At 59.3% G+C, this 23,539-nt stretch carries 25 protein-coding genes and 1 pseudogene; 16 read left to right on the top strand and 10 right to left on the bottom strand.

All coding sequences use genetic code 11. The annotated features are described in order from the left end of the window. Window positions 1–4: 4 nt before the first annotated feature. Both ATY29_RS13440 and ATY29_RS13435 read left to right on the top strand, forming a co-directional pair. Window positions 5–949 (top strand): DMT family transporter, encoded by a 945-nt coding sequence (locus tag ATY29_RS13440; protein WP_097536616.1) that lies wholly within the window; start codon window positions 5–7, stop codon window positions 947–949. Window positions 950–1,358: 409 nt separating this feature from the next. Beyond that, window positions 1,359–1,901 (top strand): sigma-70 family RNA polymerase sigma factor, encoded by a 543-nt coding sequence (locus ATY29_RS13435; RefSeq protein WP_097536615.1) that lies wholly within the window; start codon window positions 1,359–1,361, stop codon window positions 1,899–1,901. Between the two features lie 254 nt (window positions 1,902–2,155). On the opposite strand, the gene ATY29_RS13430 is transcribed toward ATY29_RS13435, so the two are convergent. Next, window positions 2,156–2,668 carry a ferritin-like domain-containing protein gene (locus tag ATY29_RS13430; protein ID WP_097536614.1) on the bottom strand — a complete coding sequence of 171 codons (513 nt, stop codon included), beginning with the start codon at window positions 2,666–2,668 and terminating at the stop codon, window positions 2,156–2,158. Window positions 2,669–2,870: 202 nt separating this feature from the next. Between ATY29_RS13430 and ATY29_RS13425 the strand changes: the two genes are divergently transcribed. From ATY29_RS13425 to ATY29_RS13415, 3 genes are all read left to right on the top strand, one after another. Then, window positions 2,871–3,695: a manganese catalase family protein gene (locus tag ATY29_RS13425; protein WP_097536613.1), complete on the top strand. Its 825-nt coding sequence runs from the start codon at window positions 2,871–2,873 to the stop codon at window positions 3,693–3,695. 62 nt (window positions 3,696–3,757) lie between these two features. Continuing rightward, complete coding sequence (locus tag ATY29_RS13420; RefSeq protein ID WP_097536612.1) at window positions 3,758–4,255, top strand: DUF4142 domain-containing protein; 498 nt, start codon at window positions 3,758–3,760, stop codon at window positions 4,253–4,255. Between the two features lie 38 nt (window positions 4,256–4,293). After that, window positions 4,294–5,226 (top strand): alpha/beta hydrolase, encoded by a 933-nt coding sequence (locus ATY29_RS13415; RefSeq protein WP_097536611.1) that lies wholly within the window; start codon window positions 4,294–4,296, stop codon window positions 5,224–5,226. A gap of 108 nt (window positions 5,227–5,334) precedes the next feature. Here the strand turns inward: ATY29_RS13415 and ATY29_RS36390 are convergent, their stop codons facing one another. The 4 genes from ATY29_RS36390 to ATY29_RS13400 all read right to left on the bottom strand — a co-directional run bounded on the left by ATY29_RS36390 (window position 5,335) and on the right by ATY29_RS13400 (window position 6,953). Then, entirely contained in the window at window positions 5,335–5,583 is a 249-nt protein-coding gene (locus tag ATY29_RS36390) for a hypothetical protein (protein WP_375165825.1), read from the bottom strand. 58 nt (window positions 5,584–5,641) lie between these two features. Continuing rightward, window positions 5,642–6,067 carry a DUF983 domain-containing protein gene (locus tag ATY29_RS13410; RefSeq protein WP_097536610.1) on the bottom strand — a complete coding sequence of 142 codons (426 nt, stop codon included), beginning with the start codon at window positions 6,065–6,067 and terminating at the stop codon, window positions 5,642–5,644. Window positions 6,068–6,206: 139 nt separating this feature from the next. Continuing rightward, window positions 6,207–6,479, bottom strand: coding sequence for a hypothetical protein (locus tag ATY29_RS13405; RefSeq protein ID WP_097536609.1), 273 nt, complete (start codon window positions 6,477–6,479; stop codon window positions 6,207–6,209). Between the two features lie 102 nt (window positions 6,480–6,581). Then, complete coding sequence (locus ATY29_RS13400) at window positions 6,582–6,953, bottom strand: hypothetical protein (RefSeq protein WP_097536608.1); 372 nt, start codon at window positions 6,951–6,953, stop codon at window positions 6,582–6,584. 256 nt (window positions 6,954–7,209) lie between these two features. Between ATY29_RS13400 and ATY29_RS13395 the strand changes: the two genes are divergently transcribed. Together ATY29_RS13395 and ATY29_RS13390 are read left to right on the top strand one after the other, a co-directional pair. Beyond that, window positions 7,210–7,485 (top strand): hypothetical protein, encoded by a 276-nt coding sequence (locus ATY29_RS13395; protein ID WP_097536636.1) that lies wholly within the window; start codon window positions 7,210–7,212, stop codon window positions 7,483–7,485. A 2-nt stretch (window positions 7,486–7,487) separates the two neighbouring features. Continuing rightward, entirely contained in the window at window positions 7,488–7,796 is a 309-nt protein-coding gene (locus ATY29_RS13390) for a hypothetical protein (protein WP_244597400.1), read from the top strand. A 48-nt stretch (window positions 7,797–7,844) separates the two neighbouring features. Here ATY29_RS13390 and ATY29_RS13385 read toward each other — a convergent pair. Then, window positions 7,845–9,229: pseudogene (locus ATY29_RS13385) on the bottom strand (sensor histidine kinase). Window positions 9,230–9,715: 486 nt separating this feature from the next. Beyond that, window positions 9,716–9,976 (bottom strand): hypothetical protein, encoded by a 261-nt coding sequence (locus ATY29_RS13375; RefSeq protein ID WP_097536607.1) that lies wholly within the window; start codon window positions 9,974–9,976, stop codon window positions 9,716–9,718. 201 nt (window positions 9,977–10,177) lie between these two features. Between ATY29_RS13375 and ATY29_RS13370 the strand changes: the two genes are divergently transcribed. The 3 genes from ATY29_RS13370 to ATY29_RS13360 all read left to right on the top strand — a co-directional run bounded on the left by ATY29_RS13370 (window position 10,178) and on the right by ATY29_RS13360 (window position 13,022). Further along, the gene (locus tag ATY29_RS13370) at window positions 10,178–10,378 is read left to right on the top strand and encodes a hypothetical protein (RefSeq protein WP_097536606.1); all 201 of its coding nucleotides are present in this window, start codon (window positions 10,178–10,180) and stop codon (window positions 10,376–10,378) included. Next, window positions 10,375–10,860, top strand: coding sequence for a DUF2243 domain-containing protein (locus ATY29_RS13365; protein WP_097536605.1), 486 nt, complete (start codon window positions 10,375–10,377; stop codon window positions 10,858–10,860). The genes ATY29_RS13370 and ATY29_RS13365 overlap by 4 nt, the downstream gene beginning before the upstream one ends. 263 nt (window positions 10,861–11,123) lie before the next feature. Continuing rightward, on the top strand, window positions 11,124–13,022 hold the full coding sequence (locus ATY29_RS13360) for an APC family permease (RefSeq protein ID WP_097536633.1): 1,899 nt from the start codon (window positions 11,124–11,126) through the stop codon (window positions 13,020–13,022). A gap of 189 nt (window positions 13,023–13,211) precedes the next feature. Here ATY29_RS13360 and ATY29_RS36875 read toward each other — a convergent pair whose 3' ends face one another. The 3 genes from ATY29_RS36875 to ATY29_RS13345 all read right to left on the bottom strand — a co-directional run bounded on the left by ATY29_RS36875 (window position 13,212) and on the right by ATY29_RS13345 (window position 15,792). Further along, window positions 13,212–13,685: a hypothetical protein gene (locus ATY29_RS36875; protein ID WP_165779430.1), complete on the bottom strand. Its 474-nt coding sequence runs from the start codon at window positions 13,683–13,685 to the stop codon at window positions 13,212–13,214. Window positions 13,686–13,780: 95 nt separating this feature from the next. Further along, window positions 13,781–14,806: a Gfo/Idh/MocA family protein gene (locus tag ATY29_RS13350; RefSeq protein WP_097536603.1), complete on the bottom strand. Its 1,026-nt coding sequence runs from the start codon at window positions 14,804–14,806 to the stop codon at window positions 13,781–13,783. Continuing rightward, window positions 14,806–15,792, bottom strand: coding sequence for an MDR/zinc-dependent alcohol dehydrogenase-like family protein (locus tag ATY29_RS13345; protein ID WP_097536602.1), 987 nt, complete (start codon window positions 15,790–15,792; stop codon window positions 14,806–14,808). The genes ATY29_RS13350 and ATY29_RS13345 overlap by 1 nt, the downstream gene beginning before the upstream one ends. Before the next feature lie 178 nt (window positions 15,793–15,970). Between ATY29_RS13345 and ATY29_RS13340 the strand changes: the two genes are divergently transcribed. Genes ATY29_RS13340 through ATY29_RS13315 form a run of 6 tightly spaced genes read left to right on the top strand, consistent with a single transcriptional unit; the run spans window position 15,971 to window position 23,534 of the window. Then, window positions 15,971–17,074, top strand: a complete 1,104-nt coding sequence (locus ATY29_RS13340; RefSeq protein ID WP_165779429.1) for an NAD-dependent epimerase/dehydratase family protein — start codon at window positions 15,971–15,973, stop codon at window positions 17,072–17,074. Further along, window positions 17,071–19,110, top strand: a complete 2,040-nt coding sequence (locus tag ATY29_RS13335) for an NAD-dependent epimerase/dehydratase family protein (protein WP_097536601.1) — start codon at window positions 17,071–17,073, stop codon at window positions 19,108–19,110. The genes ATY29_RS13340 and ATY29_RS13335 overlap by 4 nt, the downstream gene beginning before the upstream one ends. Further along, window positions 19,107–20,216: a glycosyltransferase family 4 protein gene (locus ATY29_RS13330; RefSeq protein ID WP_280176725.1), complete on the top strand. Its 1,110-nt coding sequence runs from the start codon at window positions 19,107–19,109 to the stop codon at window positions 20,214–20,216. The genes ATY29_RS13335 and ATY29_RS13330 overlap by 4 nt, the downstream gene beginning before the upstream one ends. Window positions 20,217–20,218: 2 nt before the next feature. Further along, entirely contained in the window at window positions 20,219–21,349 is a 1,131-nt protein-coding gene (locus ATY29_RS13325; protein ID WP_097536599.1) for a CgeB family protein, read from the top strand. Further along, window positions 21,346–22,437 (top strand): CgeB family protein, encoded by a 1,092-nt coding sequence (locus tag ATY29_RS13320; protein WP_097536598.1) that lies wholly within the window; start codon window positions 21,346–21,348, stop codon window positions 22,435–22,437. The genes ATY29_RS13325 and ATY29_RS13320 overlap by 4 nt, the downstream gene beginning before the upstream one ends. Continuing rightward, window positions 22,434–23,534 carry a CgeB family protein gene (locus tag ATY29_RS13315; protein WP_097536597.1) on the top strand — a complete coding sequence of 367 codons (1,101 nt, stop codon included), beginning with the start codon at window positions 22,434–22,436 and terminating at the stop codon, window positions 23,532–23,534. Before ATY29_RS13320 ends, ATY29_RS13315 begins: the two co-directional genes overlap by 4 nt. Window positions 23,535–23,539 lie beyond the last annotated feature (5 nt).

The raw sequence follows: 23,539 nt of genomic DNA, 5'->3' as shown, positions 1-23,539 counted from the left end.
CACCATGTTGTCCGCCCGTAATCTCTTGAAATTCACGGTTTTGTGCTTCGTATGGGGGCTGACCTGGATCGCCGTAAAACTTGGCGTTGAATACGTGCCCCCGATGATGTTTGCCGCAACGCGATTCATGGTGGCAGGTGCTGCGTTCATCGCATGGGCCTGGGCGAGAGGACAAAGACGTGCCTTCGCCAAGGGGGATAAGAAACGCCTCTTCATTGTCAGCCTGCTGATGATCACACTTTGCTATGGCCCGTTGTTCTGGGGCATGCAGTTCGTACCTTCAGGAACCGCTGCGGTTCTGGAGATGTCGCTGACGCCACTTGCGCTGCTCGCATTCGGCATCGCCCTGGGAGAAGAGCAGTGGAATAGCCTGCGTGCTTTCGCGATGCTGCTTGGAGCTGGTGGCCTTTGCCTTCTTTTCGCGCCGTCCATAGATCTGGCTGGGCTTGAGACAGGCTTGCCGATGCTCGGGCTAGTCGCCATCGCTTGGGCAGCCATATCGTCGGCCTGGGGGTCGGTGCTGGCAAAACCCCTGATATCGAAGTGCGGCAGCGCGCGCCTTTGCGGTTTGACGACGCTGATCGGCGGGAGCCTATTGCTGATTGCCTCGCTGACAATAGAGCCTCGCTCGGCTGAAAGCCTTGTCGCGCCGTGGGAGTGGCAGGCGGTCGCAGGGTGGCTGTTTCTGGTCGTCTTCGGCTCGCTGCTCGGCTACAGCATCTATATCCAGCTCCTGCGTGACATCGGCCCCGCAAGGGCAGGCAGCTTCGCTTTCGTGTCTCCTGCCATTGCGGTCTCAGTCGGCGTGGTCTTCGCCGACGAACCCGCGGAACCGCAGAGATTTATCGGAATGGCCCTGATGATCCTCGCCGCGGCGATCTGCCTATCCGGCGACCGCATTTCACGCATTTCGGAGAGGAGTGCTACGGGCCTTCAGCGCCACAGATGATCACGGGGTGGCTTTGGCCGTAACCTCCGCGGCAGGCAACGGTCAACGAACGCCCAGTCCGGGTGGGAAAATAGAGGCGGTCCTGCCCCGAAAGTCGGCCAGATCGCGGCAGGGTTGATCGCCGGAACGATGATTTGACGAGCCGGTTTCGATTCTAAAGCACGTCTTACCAACCGTGGTGTCATCCTGTTTCAAGATGTGGCGCGCCAGCTGCTTTCTCTTCTTCCCAGAGGCCGAGGCATGGACCTCAAGGAAATCGTCGACGTCGCAGTCTTGAGGGGATCAAGTTCGCTGTTGTGCCAGCCGGGGGAGGGCATCCCGACCAAAGACGGCAACGGCGGCGTCCGTTCGGTATCGTACCGCAACGAATGGATTGTCAGGAACTTTCCTCTCATCCCAGGAGAGAACAATGACATCTTTGTCCATGATACATCCCGCGTCCAATAGCAAAAAAATAGCAACCGAACAGGCATCTGCGACTGAAGCAGAAATCGTTGAGCTGACGCCCGCTTTGCGTGCCTTCGCCCGCAGGTTCCTGCGCAACGATGACGACATCGACGATCTTGTACAGGAGACCCTGTTGAAGGCGCTGAACTCCCTTCATCACTATCATCCAGGGACCTCCCTCAAATCATGGCTTTTCACCATTCTTCGGAACACGTTCTGCACCAACTATCGGCGGCAAAAACGCGAGCCGGTCGCAATGGACGTGCTACTGGAACATGCTTCGGTCGCGCCGACGCAGGAGTGGGCCCTCCGTGAGCGGGAGCTGCAAAAGGCGCTGACGCTCCTATCCGAGGACAGGCGCCGCGCCCTGGTTCTGGTGGCTGCCGGGACGAGCTACGAAGACGCCGCCAAGATCTGCGGGTGTCGGATCGGAACTTTAAAGAGCCGTGTCAGCCGTGCCCGTGAGTCCCTGCTGTTGCTACTCGGCAACCACCTTATAGACTGATCATGCGTGTGCCCCATCGCGAGCTTCGTGACACGCCAAGCCGCCCGGACGTAGTGTCCAAGCGCCGGATCAGTCCTGCGGGCACACTCAACCACTCGACGGCTAGAGCCGACCAAGCAACGGATAGTGAAACGAGTTCACGGAACTGGACCAAGACGACTTGACTCGGCGGCTATAGCGCTGGTGCCGTACCCCAATTCCATTGCGGCGCAAGGTCCTTCTCGGCAAAGAAATCCGGTTCACGCATTTCGATCCTAAACCTTTGCTGTCTCGCCAACTTGACGCAAGGCGAGGAACTTCGTGGTCAGGGCCACCACATTGTCGTTGAGCCATTCCGCCATCGCCAGCTCCTCGGCCAAATTTTCCTGAAGGCGAGTCACGGCTGCGCCGTACCCGCCTGCCTCGGCGACCGTCAGCAGCGACTTGTAGGCTGCGGCTTCAAAATTTTCGAAGGCGAAATTGGCGAAGGAATTTTTCAGAATTTCATCATCGGCAACCGTATGGCCAAGTGCTGCCATCGACCCGGTAAACGAGAGCGCCAGGTCCTTTAGCGTCGACTTATCCTCATCCAAGCCGTCCAGAATATCCTCGAGGCGCACGATCTGCGCGTCGGTCTCGCGGATGTGCTGATCGAGCTTTTCGGCCACCTCAGGGTAATTCTCGATCCGCTTCAATTGCGGCTTCATGATGCTAAGAGCCTGGTTTTCCATGGCGTGTGCGTTTCTCAAACCTGTGACGAAGACGTCACGAATTTCGGTCGCCGGCATTTTCGGTCCTCCTTGTTGGCGAGGCCTAACCGCAAACGGCCAACTGGGTTCCCGCAAATTCAGTCTCTATTGGCAACAAACTGAGGGATCTCTCCGGGCGACGGGAACCGTCTCGCGGTTTCATTGTTGGGGCGGCGTCTGACGTGCTTGTGGTGTCGGTGCCGACCCGCGAAGAAAGCTCAATACTCAATAGGAGAGATCAATGTTTTACACGGACGGAAAGCTGCAATTCCCGGTGCGAGTGGAGATCCCCGATCCCCAGTTTGCTCGTGCGTTGCAGCAAGCCATCGGCGGTGTCGAAGGTGAAATCCGCGTTGCCATGCAATATTTCTTTCAAGCCTGCGGGGCCCGCGGCAATCCAAAATTTCGCGACCTGCTGATGAACACGGCCGCGGAAGAACTCGGGCATATCGAGATGCTGGCGACCGCAGTTGCGCTCAATCTCGAAGGCGCGCCTGTCTCGGTCAAGGACGAGGTTGCGCGCGACCCCGTGGCGAGCGCCGTCCTTGGCGGGTTGAATATGAAAAATCTTCTTTCGGCGGGGCTCTCCGCGATGCCGGTGGATTCCGACGGCGTCCCCTTCGACATGTCTCACATCTATGCCAGCGGCAATATCGCAGCCGACATGACTGCCAACGTCGCGGCAGAATCCACTGGACGTGTGCTGGCGACGCGACTGTTTAACCTGACCACCGATCCCGGCATGAAACAGATGCTTTCCTACCTCATCGCCCGCGACACCATGCACCAAAACCAATGGATGGCGGCGCTTGAGGAGCTTGGTGGGGCTTCAAAGGTCTTCCCCATCCCCAATAGTTTTTCGCAGGAGCAGGAGATGCAGGACTTCAGCTACGCCTATCTCGGATTCCAGCGGGACGGCAGCGAGCCGGCACCCGGACGCTGGTCCGAAGGGCGGTCGATCGACGGCAAGGGGAGTTTCAAGACGATCGTGCCCCAGCCCATGGGGGAAAAGCCCGTTCTCGCACCCGCAAAGCCCAATAGCGGGGCGCAAGCCGAGCAGATCTGAGCCGATTTCGGCGGACGATACCCTTTCGTCCGCCTTCTACCCTAAGCACCCGGAGAACGACGATGAGGCTGATAATCCAAGCTTGCCTGATTTGCACCATTGCAGCACCCGCCTTGGCTGCCGATGAAGCCGCACGTCATAAGGCGACCGATTTCGCAACCCGCGCGGCGACGGCCAACATGTTCGAGCTCAAGGCCGCGGAGATAGAAGTCGCCAAAGGCGCGGCCGAAGATGCAAAGCAGTTCGCCACGGACATGCTGAAAGATCACGGTCGCGCCGGTCCGACTTTAGCAGATGCTGCCAGGAAGGATGGCGTTGAACTGCCGTCGGCTCTTGACGACGAGCATCAAAAGAAGCTTGACGCACTGCAGCAAAGTAATCGGGAAAATTTCGATCAAGCCTATCTCTCGACGCAAGTGACAGCGCACGAAGAGGCCGTGGCCCTCTTTACAGACTATTCGCAAAACGGGCCTGACGGTGCCCTGAAACGAGCCTCACAGAAGATACTACCTGATCTCAGAATGCATCTGACGAGGATCCAGGGGCTGACTTCGAAGTGACGCGGGATGCCAGCAAGAGGACGGCGGGCGGTAGACTGATGTCGCTTACCAGCCATGATCTCCGCGGCGCCCGACGGCTCAACGCGCTCCTCAGCCTTCTTCCTCGTTACCACACCGATCATCGCTGGAATGCCAAAACGGTCCAGGCCCTGGTTCGGGCAGCACAGGCGCTGGTTCCTGACCCATTGCCGCGCCGCATCGAATTCGCCCAGTTCGCTGACCGACGGCCTGGATTGAGATCCATTGTTTCAAATGGCCAAGTGCGTGGCCTTTACGTTCATTTCCATGGCGGTGCCTGGGTAATGGGAAACGCACGCCTCGATGACGGCATCACCTGCCCGATCGCAAGGCTTTGCGGAATGCTGGTGGTGAGTGTCGATTTCCATAACGCAGTCGACGATCGGCTTGACATGACCCTCCAGGACTGTACGGCCACGGTCGAGTGGCTGATCGAGCATCTGGCCGAGTTGCAGGTCAAGCACGTCATCCTCGGCGGCGAGTCGTCCGGCGCGCATCTCGCTGCCGAGGCGCTTCTTCATTTGCGTGAGCGTGGGAAGGCAGCGGCGGTTGCGGGCTTCGTTTCAATGTGTGGTTGCTTTGATCTGACAGGATCGGAAAGCCTGCGGCGTTCGAGCAACAAGAGCCTTATGATTAATGGGCCGTCTGCGCTGCGCAATCTTCAGCGGCTGACGCCGAGCCTGTCCGGGCGCAGGGCCAAAGGCCCGCTCTTTGCCGATCTGTCGGGGCTGCCACCCGCCCTCCTGATCGGCGGAGCGCTCGACCCCATCGTCGACGACAGCATTTCGATGGGCCGGAAATGGCAGCAGCAAAGCGCCAACGCCGAATGCATTATCTTTCCTGAGGCACCCCATGGCTTCAACCGGTTGCCAACGAAGCTTTCGGCAAGGGCAAACGACCTTGTCCGCCAATGGATTTCCGGGACGATCGAGAAGGCCATCCTGCCAGACTGATCAACCTCGCCGAAGTCGAGCGAACCGAGAATGGCCGACACCTCTGCGAGCTGGTTTCCTCGGGCATAAGTGCAGTCTGCAACGAGATCGACGCAGAGTTCGCCTTTTTCAGGCTTCGACTGCGACTGGGCCCTCATCAGCTAGCAGTTTGCGATGGTGGATCAATGCCTCCATCGACCGTTTCATCTGTCCGCGCTTCGGCGGCACAACCTTGCCGTCACTGGACGTCATGGGACCTGCGACCGCATCGCCGAGCAGCGGCCTTCGCGTTCTCCCAGGATCCGCACTGACCCCCGCATTTCCTGCAGGCGAATGATAGCGGTCGTAGCAGTCACCGTTTTTAACGTCGAATTGCAGATTCGAATAGCATTGTATGGATCGGCATCGAGGAGCTGGTGCAGCCTTTCCGGAGGACTCAACGTTTCACGTTCCGCTCTGCCTCGGACCTGTGCCACTCGGTATCGATTGTGCCCTCTTCCGCTTTATGAAAAAACTGTGAGCAGACCAGCCAGCCTTTGAGCGGACGCAGGAGAAGCACGCAGGCAACGACCGTCAGGGGGAGGGTGACCAGCAGGTGCACCCAAATTGGCGGATCGAAGGTGAGCTGGATCCAAAGAGCAAAGGCGAGGGCAGGCACCGCGGCAATACTCATCGCGAAAAATGCCGGCCCATCGGCCGGATCGGCAAAGCCGTAGTCCAACTCACAGACATCACAGCGGGGGGCAAGCTTCAGATAGGTCTCAAAGAGATGGCCACGCTGGCATCGCGGGCAACGTCCTAGCAAGCCTGTGAGTGCCGGATTTGTCGTTATTTGAAATTGTCCGGTATCATTGGGGTCCATCCCAGTCAAACCTCGGCCTCGGCATCCGGTTCCAGCGCTTCTGTGGTTTTCTGCGGGCTCCTGGCCCAATGATCTGCTGTCCTTGCCAGGTTGGGATACCGGCGCTGCGAAAGTACTCTATCGTTTCTCACCGGGACTGCTATTCCGCCTCCAGCTGCCTGACAGGGTCGGAAACGGCGGTGGTGTTGTCGATCCGCCGCTGCGCCAATGCGCGACGACTGACGGACAGCAATTTGTCCTCGTCGGTCACCCCATGACGATAAAGGCTGATGAGCAGCGCCGCGATCTTTTGCGTCGCAGGAGCGCGTAATGGCTGGTCGGCTTCGCGGCAGATCATATTCAGCACGCCCCGCAGACGGTCGAGGTCGGCTGAATCAAGTGCTTTCAGATGAATGGACTGAGCATCGAACATGGCTTCTCACCTGGTCCTGAGGCTTCAATCATGCCCTATGATATTGTGACTCATTGTCGGCAGACACAACTCCGCCACCGCAACTGTACGAAAGCGAACATCTCAATGGTAAAAGGGCCGCTCTTGGCCAAAAAGCGCAAAGACTATTGCATTGATATCGGCAGGGCGTCCGCTGAGGACAAAGCCGCCGGGGAGGCCTGCGGACCGCTGGTCACGCGCAAAGATAAAGGGGATCTTTCGTGCCTCCAGCCATTCGTTCATCCAGAGCATCGCGTCGTCGGAGATAGCGATATCGATGATCACCGCATCGACGATTAGCCCTTCACTCAAACGATCGATCGCATCTGCGGCGACGATCGGACCGGTGACTGATGCCTGGTTCGCAATCAAGGCGCCCCTGGCGTTGTCCGAAAGAAAGTCGGCCTCACCGATGATAAGGATCGTCTTACCAGCGAGCGGGCCAAGCGGTTTCATGCGGGCGCCTAATTCTGTTGGGGGTGATCATGCCTTCATGGCAATTGCTGGGCGATCGCGCCTATTCGCGGACCATCCCAAGCCCGCTCGCATGCGACTTCATTTCGCACCTTCCACCCGAACCTGATTGGGACCGATTTAGTTCCGCCCGCACCAAAATCATGGCGCCCTTGACCTATCCGTACGCTTTCGCACTGGTGATTGAAAACGAAAATTTTAAGATTAGGATCCGATCATGTACGCGGAGGGAATGGCAATGATCCACCATTCTGGAATCACAAAACCGGCGCTGCATCCTGAGGACGTGGCGATGTTGAAGGCTGTGCTAGAAGGATGGTGTAAGGAAAAATCATGTGAGATCGCCAGTCCGGCGGCAATGCACGTTGCCACAGAACTGGTATCCTGGTTCGAATGCGGCATCAGGGAGAAACACAGGCTGACTGGTCTGATGCGGCATATGCACCTGGATTTGAAAGGCATGATAATGTCACCGAATGCGGCGCTGCCCACTGACCCGCGGCACGGACGGTAACGGTGACCGTGACGATCGGTAGGAGTCGCAGCCTTCCTTCGATCGCCGCAGATTTGCGGGACCTTAGCTTCGCAGATCGACAGACTGTTCTACTCCAGATCGTCGACGAACTTCAGGAGATCTGCGAAGGCGCACGGAGCGGCGTTTTGTTGCACCCGGCCCTCGAATTTCTGCTCCGTACCGTCGGCTCTTCGATAGGGTCAATCGCCGGAGCCGACGACGAATGCTGGGAGGGCATAATAAGGGAACTCCTTCGGCTCCGTGCGACGATGCTGGGGCTTAAAACCGGCACGGCCCGTGCCCTCCATTAATCGGGCTCCCTCAACAGTGTGACTTGTGTCGTCCAACCGGACGCCCTGTCAGGAGTTTCGTGGCAGGCGGATCAGAAATCCCGTACCCGGCCGTTGATCCACGATTTGCAATTCGGCCTTCAGTTGCTGCACAAGCGCACGGACGATCCTCATTCCGAGGCTCCTCCCGTCGCTCTCATAGGGCCACAATTCCCCCGGGAGACCCTTTCCTCGATCGGAGATCTCAAGGCAGATCTCGTCGTCGCCGGTCCGTGCAGTGACGGTAACCGCTCCGGAGATATCCGGATAAGCGTGCTTGAAGGCGTTCGTCACCAGCTCGTTTACAAGCAGCGCAATTTGAATCGCGCGGTCGGCATCCATGACGCATGCATCTGCGTCAACTGATACCGTGTGGCGGGCGGTCGATTGCTGCAGGCGTTGGCAAAGGCTAGACAAGAAATCGGCAAGATTCACCGTTTCGATGTGCGGTTGCCGCCACAACTGATCGTGTATCTCGGCGATGGTCCCAACACGTGCTTCGGCATCACGAAGCGCCTGCCCGACCTCCGGCTGTTTGGCTGAGCGGGCCTGCATCGCCAGCATGGCCGCGACGAGCGCGAGACTGTTTTTGACCCGATGCTCATTTCGCGCAGGATGATTTGTTGATGCTCGTCAGCAAAATGACGCTCGGTATCATCCCGGAGAACTTTGAGATAACCGGCGCGGGGATGATGAGCTCGCAGCGGCATGGTCAACCCGCTGCCCCAAAATGTCGAGCCGTCTTTGCGTAAGTGGAAGCGCTCGTTTTCCGCGCGACCGCGCTCCAGCGCTCTCTCCATCTCGCGTTCCAACGCGCCCTCTCCTTCGACACGATCCTCGGGTACGAACAGGATTCGGGCGTCGCGACCGAGAATTTCGGCTTCCTCGTAGCCGAAGATCCGGCAGGCTCCGGTGTTCCAGCTGATGATGCGTCCATCGCGATCGAAAGCGAAAATTGCATAATCGATCGCACTTTGAAGTATGAGCTGGAGTCGTTCCTGACTGGCTCGCAGCGCTTCATCGTCATGAAGCGCTTCTGTTCGGTCGCGGACGATTTTCGTCAGGCCGTAGACTTCGCCGGCATCATCGCGAAGCGGCATCATCAGCCCCGATGCCCAAAACAGACTGCCACCTTTGCGGACATGCCACCGGTTGTCGTCGGCGCGCCCAGCAGTCAAGGCAAGCCTGATCTCCTTTAGCGCTGCCCCTGCGAGTTGATCCTCGAAAGAAAAGAGGATCCCACTGTTTTGACCGATCATTTCAGAGGCGGGATATCCGAACAGGTTTTCCGCACCAGCGCTCCACGTCACCACCGTGCCATCGGGGTCCATCGCGAAAATCGCGTAATCCTGGGCGCTCTCGACCATGTGCCGATAGATTTCCGTCTCTTTTCCCAGAACAGAGGACTGATCCATACCTGCGCGCTCCCCGAAACAGCTGCCCGTCCTATATTAGCACCTTCGAAAGCTCTCCGCCCCGTACGCTTGCGTACAGACAGCAGCCGGTGCGAAGCGCGGGTTCGGTCAGACAGGAAATCGCGATTGCATAGCCTGAGCAGAAATGTGGCTGGGACCGCAAGCCTGTCTTACGCACAATCCCGGTGCATAAGGCGGAGTTGCCACGCCTTGTAGGGCTTCAACATTTGCCCAGGGAAGCGCCTTTCGATGGCGCTTTCGACGAGGACAATTTTTACGAAATCCTCGTTGGCGGGCGAGCACGAAGCCAAAGTCGAACCCCGGATTTCGAGCTCGGCCATCAGTTCGAAAAGCTCATCATCGGACATCCCCTGGAGAGCCGCGGCAAACTTGCGTTCCGAAACGACTGCAGAATTCTTCAATTTCTACCTCCTGCCGGCGGCGGCACTGCGCCCTCTAAACCGGATGGGACCAGGCACTCGTTGGTTACTTCCCCGGCAGGTCCTTCTCGGTTGTTGGGGCAGCCGGCAGCCTGCTCTGCGATCCCTCCCTGTCCGATGCGCGGAGAGGTGCCGTCGGTGCGCTGGCGACATAAAGCCCCAAACCCAATGCTCCAATGGCGACGACGGAGGCACCGGCGATCGCCGCGATCGAGCGCCGACCATCCTGTTTGATCATTCCAAATGCGAGCGCAATTCCTAAAAGAGCTGCTCCGCCCGCTACTACAAAAAACCAGAGGTAATTCATCGTCGTGCTCCCGATACGGGGCACCCAACCTTGGCGGGGCATAAAGGTTCCCGGGGCCAGCTGGCGTGCGCAACGATCGGCCCCATGGACGATGCTCGGTCATGTGCGGTACCGGACAGAAACCAAAGCAATCCCAGCGCTGTTAGTGGTCAATCTGAGCAATTTCCGTGTCGGGAGTGCATCTGCGAAAGGAGCAGAACAGTGGACACAGCAACGCGATGGGCGCTTTTTCTCGGTGCGCTGGCTTTGGTGAGTTGGATGGCAGGCGGGCTGGCGGCCGTCCTGGCGAACATGCAGTTCAGCCAACATCGGCAAAGGGCGGCCGAATATCTGACACTCGGATTGAGTGCTGCCGGATTTATTTCGGTAGCCGCCATGGCTGTGATCCTGGTAGCCCAATGACGGCGGTCGGCAGGATGGCCATAGGTCGGAACTTCCCCCGAGCATCGGGCGTCCTGTTTGGCCTCGGCCTGGGCGGTTTCTTCGATGGCATCGTCTTTCACCAGCTTTTGCAGTGGCATCACATGTTCAGCTCGCTCTATCCGATCGACAGCATCGGGAACCTCGAGTTCAACACGTTCTGGGACGGCGTCTTCCACTCGGCCACATACCTGTTTTTCGTCGCCGGCCTTTTCGTTCTATGGCGCTCGCGGCGCCGGCCGCACTTTTCCTGGTCGACGAAGGATTTGATCGGCACAGGGCTCATAGGCTTCGGGCTGTTCAACCTCATTGAAGGACTTATCGATCACCAACTGCTGGGTATTCACCATGTGAACGAGAAAGTCGAACGGTCGGCATGGCTCTACTGGGACGGTGCTTTCTTGGTTTGGGGCGCTGTCATGCTCGCTGGCGGTTATATCATGGTCAGGAGAAAACATGCCTGATCGATGCCGCAAACTCCTCCATGGAATTGCGGATCGCCATTCCATGGCCTGCCTTCTGCCCCGGACTACTCTTGGCTACACAACCTGTTTGGGCTTCCGTGCTGTTCGGAGTGCAGCTGTCGGCCGACGATTTCCTGCCCATTCGCTGTTTCAGCTTCCCACCATGAGGCATACCCGCGGCGCCAACATCAACTCCAGATTTGGGAACCGGAACCACCGACGGAGGTTCGTCAGCGCTTTCGTTGTTCGATGAGGAAGAGAAGTTGGACGTCAGTAGGCTCCTGTTTGGTCGGCGCCTCGCCAATCGCGAGCACGAAGACAAGAAAATTGGCTGGGTGGAAGCGGTGCCCGCAATGGGTCTCGATGGCCTCGGCTCGTCATCCTATGGACCGGAAGCAGCGCTTACCATTCTCATTCCACTCGGCACGCTTGGCCTGTTCTATATCGGCCCGGTAATGGCCTGTATCGTCGCGCTGCTGGCGATCCTCTATTTTTCATACCGGCAGACCCTCGCTGCTTATCCGACAAACGGCGGTGCCTACGTCGTGGCGAAAGAGAACCTTGGAGAATATCCGAGCCTGCTTGCCGCCTCGGCTTTGATGATCGATTACGTCCTCAATGTCGCGGTTGGGGTTTCGGCGGGAGTTGGAGCCCTTGTTTCCGCAATACCGAGCCTTCATCCATACATCCTGCCACTCTGCCTCGGTATCGTCCTTGTCGTCATGCTGGCCAATCTGCGGGGCACCGGAGAGGCTGCCTGGCTGTTTGCGCTGCCGACCTACGTCTTCATCATCTGCTTCCTGGGCGCCATCGGCTATGGACTGGTTGAATTTGTCATTGGCGGCAATCCGGCTCCGGTCATTCCGCCGCCACCGCTTGGCCCTGTGGCTCAGGGAGCAACGGTTTGGCTGCTTATGCATGCGTTTGCCAGCGGCTGCACGGCCATGACAGGTGTGGAGGCAGTATCCAATGGGATGGGGTCGTTCAGGCAGCCGGTGATGCGCAACGCCTACATCACCCTCACCGTCATCGTCGTCATTCTCGGTGTGTTGCTCGGTGGTATCGCTGTTATCGTCACCGTCTTTGAGATCGGCGCGATGGATCAGGGGAAAGAAGGCTATCAGAGTGTGTTGTCCCAATTGATTGCTGCCGTCGCCGGCCATGGTGCCTTTTACTATATAGCGATGGCGAGCCTCCTCAGCGTCCTTTGCTTGTCCGCCAATACCAGCTTTGTCGGTTTTCCACGCCTTTGCCAAATGGTGGCCGCCGATGGCTATCTGCCGAAAGCCTTTGCTCAGCCAGGCCGTCGGCTGATGTTTACCGTCGGAATTCTATTTCTTTCTGGCTTTGCCGGGCTTCTCCTGATCGTTTTCGGAGGGATCACCGACAATCTCATTCCGCTGTTTGCGATCGGCGCCTTTTTGACCTTCACCATCTCTCAAGCAGGCATGACCTTGCATTGGCGCCGCCAGTCCAAGAGACACGCGGCTAAGCTGACAATGAACGCAATCGGGGCGATGTCCACAGGGGCGGCGCTCATCATCATTATGGTCGCGAAATTTGCAGAAGGAGCGTGGATCACCCTGATGACCGTTCCGGTGACGATCGTCATCCTCAAATCGATCAAGCATTACTACACTTCGCTCCAGCGCGAACTGCGGAAGCCGGGTCCGATCACTGTTGACGATATCCAGCCGCCAACCGTTCTCGTCATCATGGAAAATTGGAACAGATTGAGTGAACGCGCGATCAAGTTTGCCCTGACGATCTCGCCGGACGTGGTTGCTGTCCATTTCATTCGTCTGGGCGGACCGGGCCGAGACGAACGCGAAAAAGCGCTTCGCGAGGAATGGCGGGTCGAGGTGGAGGAGCCGATTGCCGCACGTGGACTGAAGCCTCCGAGGCTTATGCTCATCCCAGCTCAATTTCGGCAATTGCATGAGCCGATGCTGCGGCTGATCGAAAAGCTTGACGCCGACAGCCCGGAGAGGCGGGTGGCGGTTCTCATTCCTGAAACGGTGAAAGACAAGTGGTGGCAAATGCTGCTGCATATGAACCGGGCAGGGCGGCTGAGGGCAAAACTGGTAAGGCTTGGTGGGCCTCGTCTGACGGTGGCGACGATTCCTTGGAGGCTATATCGGGAAGAGCAGTCGGCACCATAAGCGATAGCGGCAGATATCGCCCCGGCCTCGGGATTGAAGTCATAGCTGCCGACAAGCTCAAGGGGCTTCGCGTGATCACATTCACTGATCGAGGCGGGCTTGGCGCCAAGTCCGGAACATTTGCTACTGGCGATTGTTTGATCACCCGGCGCGGGTCGCGCTTTCGAGAAGACCGTTCCGAGAGGCAGTTTAGAGGATGTCATGGACAAACGAGCAAAAATACCGCCCGGCACAAACTCGCCGCCTGAAGATGAGGAAAGAGCGGGAAGCGGCGCCGCCATCCGCGACGACAGTCACCGCGTGGCGGAGCCAAGCGACGCTGGAACCACTGGCAAAAAAGCCCGGCCAGCAGGCAATGGACAAAACGAGCTCAAAGATGAGCTTACTCAGCAGATCGATCTTCCGCAGAGGGGTGCCCCTTGACGGAGGTGAGGACAGGCGGGCCGTCCAGCTCGGGAACGGGCCATGACAATTCAAAAATGGCGCATCCCGGCGAACCGGACGAAAAAGCACCCATGCCGGCAACGGAGCAGATCCGATGAGGAAGAGGGATAAAGATCCGATCCAGCGACAATCGTCATCATCTTCAGGAAAGCGCACCAGGCTCAATGCCGGCCGGATCGCGCTGGTCCTGATCTGTACCGTGGGTGTCGTCGCATTCATTCTTTATGCGACAATTGTCATTTATGGACTCATCAAAGGGACCTAGCGTTCCAATTCGACCGGCCCGCGACACGATCATCCGCCGCTTATGAGTTTCATCGGCTTGCGCGGTATATCTCATCAATTGCCGCCGCGACCGCGACGAACTGTTCACACCCGGCATTGAAGCGCTGGCCTTGAGCGAGTTTTCTTGCCCAATCCACCGCGGCCCGTCCACCCCATTCGTCCGGCGGCAGGGCCAGGGTCTCACGGGATGTGCCAGCAAGCCTTGTGGCGGTAAAATCATAGAAGGACCCGTCGACATTTCTGAAGGAGGCGCCTCCTTCAGTTCCAAAGAAGTCAGCGCCGATCACGGCGTCACAGCCAGCCTGAAGTCGCCAGGAACATGTCAGGCGCAGGACTTCGCCACCGGCCAGCGTAAGCGTCGCCGTCGCGAAATCCTCGACCTCAGCGTTTTCGCCAAGTCTTTTCCCACCTGCCCGCAACTCGCTGGACGCCGTGGCGACGGGTGGAAAGTCGAGGCACCATAAGGCCAGATCAATGAGATGGACGCCGAGGTCGATGACGCATCCACCGCCGGATGAAGTCTTGTCGTAGAACCATGGTTTGTCAGGACCATAGGCGTTATGGAAGGTCAGGTCCGCGGCAAATATTTCCCCAAGGGTGTTCGAGCGCACAAGCTGACGGATCTGTTGCATGGCCTGGGAATGGCGGTAGGAAAAATCGACCCCGAGCAACCTGTCCGCCGCCTTGGAGGCGTCGACAACGGCCCTTACTTCGGATGCGGTTCGGCCAAGCGGCTTTTGGCAGAAGACGGCCACCCCGGCTTCTAACGCTTGGATGGACTGCGCGGCATGGCTGGCGCTCGGTGTCGCGATCACGATGCCATCGAGCTCATCGTGGAGCAAATCGTCGAGACCCGCGGCGATCCTCGCATCGGGAGCGAGCGCCTGAGCCTCCTGCACCATCTCCGCCGACGGATCGGCAACGGCAGTGGCCCGCGCCAGGCCGCTGTCGAGGATGGCTTTCATCCGATGCCGGCCGATCCATCCCACGCCGAGAAAGCCGAGCCTCAACTGCTTGACGGCAGTGGTCTGCTGTAGCGAAATCAACTTGTTCATCAATATTGCACCAGAGCCTTGAGGAAACCGTCGGGACGATCCCGCGTGGTATTCAAGGCTTCGTCCAGCCCTTCCAGTGGGTAGATGTGCGTATAGAGGGGCTCCGGATCGATCCGCCCCTGACCTATGGCTTCTATGGCGTCGCGAATGCCCTTGATATAGATGCACGGGTCACGCTCATGGGCATTGATGACATCGAGCCCGCGCCAGTTCCAAAGCTGCATGTTGACTTGGCGGGGGCCATCCTGGTGATAGCCGGCGACGATCAACCGCCCCCGTTCTTTCGTCAGCTCGCCCGCAAGGTCGAGCGGCCATTGTTTGCCGACTGCCTCGATGACGCAGTCGCAGAATTTTCCTTCGGTCAATTCTCTGACGCTCTCGATGATGCGCCAATGATCGTCCATGGCGATGGTCTCGGCCGCCCCCATCTTTCTTGCAACTTCGAGGGAATAGGCCCGACGGGAGATGGCAATGACGCGCGCGCCCGCTGTTGCCGCGAGCCGGGTGAGGAGGGCGCCGAGAAAGCCGATGCCGATGACGGCGATGGTCTGGCCGCGTTCGATATTGCTGCGGCCGAAGATATTCATGGCGCATCCGAGCGGTTCGCCCGGAAACGGCTTGCCATCCAATTCTTCAGGCAGCACCGCGACCATCGAGGCATCGGCGATGTCGTGCGTGGCGTAGGCGTGATAGGAAAGAGCCGCAACCCGGTCCCCAAACTCAAGACCCGCAACGCCGCTGCCCACAGCGTCGATGACGCCCCAGCCCTCGTGGCCCAATCCACCGGGTTCGGTGGGGAAGGTCATCCAATCGGGCCCGGCCCAGGGGGTGAGGTTCGAGGCGCAGACACCGCAGCCTTCCAGTTTCACCCTGACCTGGCCGGGACCAGGGGTCGGCAAAGGCCTCGTGTCGATCAATACGCGCCCGGGGCCAGCTATGATGACGGCCCTCATCAGTTCGGCTGTGGATGTTGCCGCAGTGTCCATCAGATGTCCTCCAGTGTGGCATCCTCGAACTGCGGGCCCTTCCAAGAGTTCCGGCGGAAGTCAAAGAAGTCATAGATGATGAAGTCAATAAAGATGTCATTGATGAAGGAACTTTTCCATCCACGCTCGGTTCGGCCGCCGTCTCCGAAATAATTTGTTCAACCGAGCGGATGCAATAATGACAATTTTGATAACAGGCGGGTGCGGCTTCATCGGCCGCCACGTCGCTGAAGAGCTTCTGAAAAACGGCTACGATGTGCGCATTCTCGATGCGATGATCGACCAGGTGCATGCCGATGCCGAGGTCAGCGTGCCGGAAGGGGCACAAGTCGTCCGGGGCGACGTCAGAAACAAGGATGGCGTCCGCGCAGCCCTGAGGGATGTGGCGGGCGTCATTCATCTTGCAGCTGAGGTTGGTGTCGGCCAATCGATGTATGAAATTGCCCGCTATGTCGGCGCCAACGATCTCGGAACGGCTGTTCTGCTAGAAGCCATGATCAGCCTGCCCGTGGAAAAGATCGTCGTCGCTTCTTCGATGAGCGTCTATGGGGAAGGACTTTATTCGACGGCGAGCGGCCAGCGGCTCGGATATATTCGGCGGCGGGCGGATCACATCAAAGGCGGCCATTGGGATCCGCTTGGGCCCGACGATCAGCCAATGACACCGGTCGCCACCGACGAGGAGAAACCGGTCGATCTCGCTTCAATCTACGCTTTGACGAAATACGCCCAGGAGAAGCAGGTCCTGATCTTCGGCGAAGCCTATGGCCTCGATGCCGTTGCCCTTCGTCTTTTCAACGTCTTCGGCGCCGGGCAGGCGCTTTCCAATCCCTATACCGGCGTGCTTGCAAATTTCGGCTCCCGCCTCGCCAATGGCCAGCCGCCGATGATCTTCGAGGATGGCAGGCAACGGCGCGATTTCGTCCATGTGCGGGATGTGGCTGTTGCCTTTCGTCTGGCTCTGGAAAAGCCGGCAGCCTCCGGCCACGTGATCAATATCGGCAGCGGCCAGGCCTACTCGATTGCCGATGTCGCGATGCTTCTCGCTGACGCCATGGGCACACCCGAGATCGGCCCTGAGATCATGCACAAGGCCCGCTCGGGAGACATTCGGAATTGTTTTGCCGATATCTCCAAGGCGCGGGAACTGCTCGGCTTCGAACCGAAATATCGCTTGGAAAATGCCCTCGCTCCATTCGCTGAATGGGTCCGTCAGACAGGGGCAGTCGATCGCGGCGCCGAGATGAAGCGACAACTGGAAGAGCGGGGACTGGTTTCATGAGGAACGCCGGTTCCAGACAAGTCCGCCGACAGGAGAGGCCGTTCGGTTTCGTCGAGTGGTTCCGTCCCGGAGAGCATCAACGCACGGAGGCTGTGCTTCCCGACATTTTGGCAAGTGGCGCAAGCTATCTGCGCACGCATTTATCCTGGGCCGAATATCTCGCGCCCGGCGGGGAGGAATGGTTCGACTGGCTGATCCCTCGCGTCGGCAAAGAAATCGATCTCCTTCCGTGTATACATTATACGCCGCCTTCACTGTCGCGGACGGGAAAATCCTCCGGTCCGCCGGTCGACCTCAAATCATACGCCGATTTCGTCGACCACATCCTCACGCGCTACGGTCGCTATTTCCGATATATCGAGCTCTGGAACGAACCGAACAACCTGCTCGACTGGGACTGGCGCCACGACAGTGATTTCCTGCTCTTCTGCGAGATGGTGGGCGGTGCGGCTTACTGGGCAAAGCAGCGAGGTTATAAGCCGGTGCTCGGCGGCCCATGCCCCTTCGATCCCTACTGGCTCAATCTGATGGGCGCGCGCGGTGTGCTCGGTGTCGTCGATGCTGTCGGTTTCCATGGCTTTCCCGGAACCTGGGACAGCGAGGAAGCCACCTGGGGCGGCTGGGACATGCATCTTGGCGAGATGCGAGGGATTATCGCCCGCTATAATCCAGATGCCGAGATATGGATTACCGAAGCCGGCTACTCGACCTGGCGCAGCGACGAGATCGAACAGGCGCGACGCTTCATCAAAGCGCTCAATGTGCCAGCCGACCGCATGTACTGGTATTCCTGGTGCGATGTGCCGCCGGATGTGCCGGTTCAGGAAGGCCTGTGGTTCGATCCGCGGCACTATCACCTTGGAGCAGTGACCCACGACAACAAGCCGAAGCTTCTGGCCCGCCTTCTGATGGAGGGAGGCGTCAACCGGCTGCAGGACGTTGCTGCCCTCGCTGCCCCGCATATCGCCTCGGATGCCGCCCCTGTGGTCGTGACCGGCGGCAGCGGCTTCGTCGGATCCAACCTTGCCGACAGTCTGCTGAACGACGGCGAGGACGTCATTATCCTAGACAATCTCGGACGGTCGGGAGTCGATCAGAACCTCTCATGGCTGATCGAGCGGCATGGCGCGCGGGTGCATCCGGTCCTTGCTGACGTTCGCGACCTGATGGGGATCGAAGCCGCCTTCAAGGATGCCAAGGCTGTCTTCCATTATGCCGCCCAGACGGCGGTGACCACAAGCATTGCCGATCCGCTTGGCGATTTTGAGACCAATGCGCGCGGCACCCTCAACGTGCTGGAAGCGGTGCGCAAGGCGGGCAGACAGGCGCCGGTCATCTTCGCAAGCACCAATAAGGTCTATGGCGCGCTCGACGATCTCGGGATGATCGAACTCGATGATCGTTTCATCCCTGAAGACGAGTTCCTGCGGGCGCAAGGCATCGCCGAGGATCGACCACTCGATTTCTGCACGCCTTATGGCTGCTCGAAAGGTGTCGCAGACCAATATGTCCTGGATTACGCCAAGTCCTACGGCATTCCTGCTGCCGTTTTGAGGATGAGCTGCATTTACGGTCCGCGCCAGTTTGGCACCGAGGACCAGGGCTGGGTGGCGCATTTCCTGATCCGGGCTCTCGGCGGCGAAGCGATTTCCGTCTACGGCAGCGGCAAGCAGGTGCGGGATATCCTGCATGTGGACGATGCCGTCGCTGCCTACCGTTTATTGCTTTCCAATATCGACAGGCTCTCCGGACAGGCCTTCAACCTTGGCGGCGGACCGCACAATGCCGTCAGTGTGCTTTCGGTGCTCGGAGAGATCGAGAATCTCGCCGGACGTCCGGTCGAAACGAGCTTCGGTCCGTGGCGGGCCGGCGACCAGTTCTATTTCGTCGCCAATACCGGAAAACTTCAAGGCGAAACCGGCTGGACTGCCGGCATCGGGTGGAGGAAGGGGCTGCGGCATCTCGCCGAATGGCTGATCGCCAATCGTTTCGGCGGCCAGCAGCGTCGTAGCGAGAAGCGGAAGGCATCGGCATGACCGGACGGGGACGAAGCAACCGACGTCGCGTGGTGATGACGGTCGACGCGGTAGGCGGTGTCTGGCGTTACGCCATGGATTTGGCGTCGGCCTTGAAGCCAAGCGGCATCGAGGTCGTCTTCGCGGGCCTTGGTCCGGTCCCGGCCGAGGAGAAGATCGCGGAGGCGAACCGGCTTGGCACGCTCGTCTGGCTGGACGCGCCGCTCGATTGGATGGAGCAGGACGAGAAGGCGGTTGCAGGGGTACCACGCCTGATCGCCGATCTCGCCCGTCGTGAAGCGGCCGATCTTCTGCATCTCAATCTGCCGTCGCAGGCCGCAGGCATTGAAACGGACCTGCCGGTGATCGTGGTTTGCCACTCGTGTGTCGTGACCTGGTTTGCGGCCGTGCGCAGCAGCGATGTGCCGCGGGATTGGCAATGGCAATACCGGCTGAACAGCGCAGGTTTTGCACGTGCGGACAGCGTGATCGCGCCAAGCGGCAGCCATGCCGCAGCGATGGAATTGGCCTATGGGCCGATCCCGAACCTCAATATCGTTTATAATTCGAGCGCGCTCGATCCGTCCAACCAGCCCAAATTGGATATCGTCCTTGCGGCGGGGCGCTGGTGGGACGAGGGGAAAAACGGCGCCGCGCTGGATACGGCGGCAAAGGTAACGCGCTGTCCGGTGGTTGCGGCTGGTGCAAACTATGGCCCCAAAGGCCAATATTTGCAGTTTCGCCATGCCGACCATCGCGGTGAGTTGTCGCATGAGCGAATGATGGCCCTGGCGCGGCAGGCGGCCATCGTAGCTTCACCATCCATCTACGAGCCCTTCGGTCTGGCGGCTCTCGAAGCGGCGAGGGCGGGCGCGGCGTTGGTGCTTTCGGATATCCCGACCTATCGGGAGATCTGGGAAGATGCCGCTCTGTTTGCCGATCCGCATCAGCCGAAAGCTTTCGCCGATGCCTTCAACCGCCTTGCCGGTGACCCGCAACAGCGCATTGCGCTCGGGCTGAAGGCGCAAGAGCGATCGGCTCGATTCAGCCGGCAAGCCCAGGCGGCGGCAATGTGCAGGATCTATTCCGGCACGCCTGGCCACGTCTCTTCAACAGCAGCGGAGTAATCATGAAATTCGTTTTTTATACCCATTCGCTGATTTCCGACTGGAACCATGGCAACGCACATTTTCTCAGGGGGGTCATGCGCGACCTTCAGCGCCGAGGTCATGAGGCGCTCGCATTGGAACCGCAAGATGCCTGGAGCCGTGCCAACCTTGTGAGGGAGGAGGGATCGGCGGCGATCGAGAGGTTTCACCAGACCTTTCCGCAGCATAGGTCGCAAATCTACGGCAAGGACTTCGATCACAACGCGGCGCTTGCCGATGCTGATGTCGTGATCGTTCACGAGTGGACGCAACCGGATCTGGTTGCGCGTCTCGGCCGTATCAGGCGCGATGGCGCCACATTCACGCTGCTCTTTCACGACACGCATCATCGGGCGGTCTCGGCTGAGGGCGACATCGCGGGACTGGCCCTCGACGATTACGACGGGGTGCTGGCATTCGGCGAGACGTTGCGGGAACGTTATCTTCGCGCCGGCTGGGGAAAGTCGGTGTTTACATGGCATGAAGCAGCCGACGACGCTCTGTTTCGACCGATACCGGACGCGGAAAGAACCGGAGATCTCATATGGATCGGCAATTGGGGCGACGATGAAAGGTCCGCCGAACTTCTCGAGTTTCTCGTCCGACCGGTGAAATCGCTCGGTCTGAACACGACGGTGCGCGGCGTCCGCTATCCCGGTCATGCCCTTGACGCCCTGAGCGAGGCCGGTATCGTCTACGGCGGATGGATCGCCAATGCGGATGTTCCTGTCGCCTTCGCCCTACACAATGTCACGGTGCACATTCCGCGACGACCTTACGTCGAGCGTCTGCCGGGCATTCCAACAATCCGCGTCTTTGAGGCGCTCGCCTGCGGAATACCCTTGATTTCAGCGCCCTGGGACGACGCCGAGAACCTCTTCACGCCAGCCCAGGACTATCTTCTCGCTGGTGATGGCGAGGAGATGAAGCGAAATCTGCGTGACGTGCTCTTGGACCCCGGTAGGGCTGCAAGTCTGGCAGCATCCGGCCTTAAGACGATCAAGGCGCGCCATACCTGCCGGCACCGCGTCGACGAGCTTTTCACGGTCCTCACACGGTGCGGCACGAGCCGGGTGACCATGTGCATTCACTCCCAGGAGGCTGCCGAATGAAGATCGCTTTTTATGGTTCGAGCCTCCTCTCCGCCTATTGGAATGGTGCGGCCACCTATTATCGGGGACTGCTGCGGGCGCTGGCGGAGAAGGGGCATGATATCACCTTCTACGAGCCTGATGTCTACGACCGGCAGAAGAACCGCGACATCGATCCGCCGGACTGGTGTCGGGTCGTTGTCTACGAGGGCACGATCGAGGCATTGAAGGCTGTCTGCAGAAAGGCGGCCGATGCCGATATCGTCGTCAAGGCAAGCGGCGTCGGTTTTGAGGACGACCTGCTGCTCGAACAGCTGCTTGGCAACGCCCGGCCGCGGGCCTTGAAGATCTTCTGGGATGTCGACGCACCTGCCACTCTCGCCGAGCTTCGGGACAATCCCGATCATCCGCTGCGCCGAGCGCTTCCCCGGATAGGCCTGGTACTCACCTACGGTGGCGGCGACCCGGTTGTTAGCGCATACCGCTCCTTCGGAGCGGCGGATTGCGTGCCGGTTTACAATGCCTTGGACCCGCAAACGCATCATCCGGTACCGCTCGACAGCCGTTTCTCCGCCGATCTCGCTTTCCTCGGCAATCGTCTGCCGGATCGGGAGGCGCGCGTCGAGCATTTCTTCCTGGAGCCCGCCTCACATCTGCCGGACCGGACGTTTCTGCTGGGAGGCTCGGGCTGGCAGGACAAGCTGATATCGCCAAATATCCGTTATATCGGCCATGTGCCGACCCGGGATCACAACGCCTTCAACGTAACCCCGATGGCAGTTCTCAACATATCGCGCGCCAGCATGGCGGAGAACGGGTTTTCGCCCGCAACGCGGGTCTTCGAAGCCGCCGGCGCCGGTGCCTGTCTCATCACTGACCATTGGGAAGGCATCGAACACTTCCTTGCGCCCGGCAAAGAAGTCCTGGTCGCCCGCGATGGACAGGATGTGGCTGACCTGATCGCAGATCTGTCTCGCCACTCCGCGCGTGAGATTGGGGAGAGGGCGCGCCAGCGCGTGCTGACAGAACACACTTATACCAATCGTGCCGAAGCGGTGGATAGACTTTTCCGCGCTCGCCTTGGGGCGCAGATGGAGGCAGCCGAATGACGCGATCGCTCGACATCGTCTTCCTCGGACTTTCGCTTTCCTCGTCCTGGGGAAACGGCCACGCCACAACCTACCGGGCCCTGATCCAAGGCCTGCGGCAGGATGGCCACCGGGTTCTGTTCCTCGAGCGGGACGTGCCCTGGTATGCCAGCCAACGTGATCTCGCTTCGCCCGATTTCTGTGAACTCGGTTATTATTCTGACATCGACGCCGTGCTGCAACTCCATCGAGACAGGCTGCGCCTGGCCGACGCAGTGATCGTCGGATCCTATGTTCCGGATGGTGTGGCCCTTGTCGACAAACTTAGCACGCTCGAGCCAAAAACTCTGTGCTTCTACGATATCGACACGCCCGTCACGCTGGCAAAACTGGACCGCGGTGATGAGGAATATCTGGCGCTGAGGCAGGTTCCGCGCTTCGACGCCTATCTCTCCTTTTCCGGAGGGGAGGTGCTGGCGCTGCTGGAGCGGAGATATGGCGCAAGGAAAGCGGCCGCCCTCTATTGCTCCGTCGACGAGCTCCGCTATGCCAACACCGGCGAGCCTCATTCCTGGGACCTCGGCTATCTCGGAACATACAGCCCCGACCGGCAGCCGACATTGGAGCGGCTTCTTCTGGGGCCTGCCCGTCAACTGCCCTCCATGCGCTTTGTTGTAGCCGGACCGCAATATCCCGCCGAGATCGACTGGCCGGCGAATATCGAGCGTATCGAGCACCTGGCACCTGCTGATCATGCAAGCTTCTACAGCCGGCAACGGTTTACCTTGAATGTGACACGCCGCGACATGATCGCCGCCGGCTGGTCACCGAGCGTGCGCCTGTTCGAAGCCGCGGCCTGCGGAACGCCTGTCATAAGCGATTTTTGGCGAGGGCTCGATGAATTGTTCCCGAACGGCGAGGCAGCGATCATTGCACAAGGACCAGCCGATGTCATGGCGGTGTTGACCGGACTTGACGACACCAGCCGAACCGCCATCGCGACGGCTGCAAGACGACGGGTGTTGGGGGGGCACACCGGCGCCGCGCGCGCCGGCGAACTCGCCCGGATCATTTCGGAACTGCCGGCAAGCCGAGCTTATGAGCGTATTTCAGCCTGAGGAGA

It is taken from the genome of Rhizobium hidalgonense, assembly GCF_002914525.1.
GTDB lineage: Bacteria > Pseudomonadota > Alphaproteobacteria > Rhizobiales > Rhizobiaceae > Rhizobium > Rhizobium hidalgonense.
This window is presented reverse-complemented; position numbering and strand designations above follow the sequence as displayed.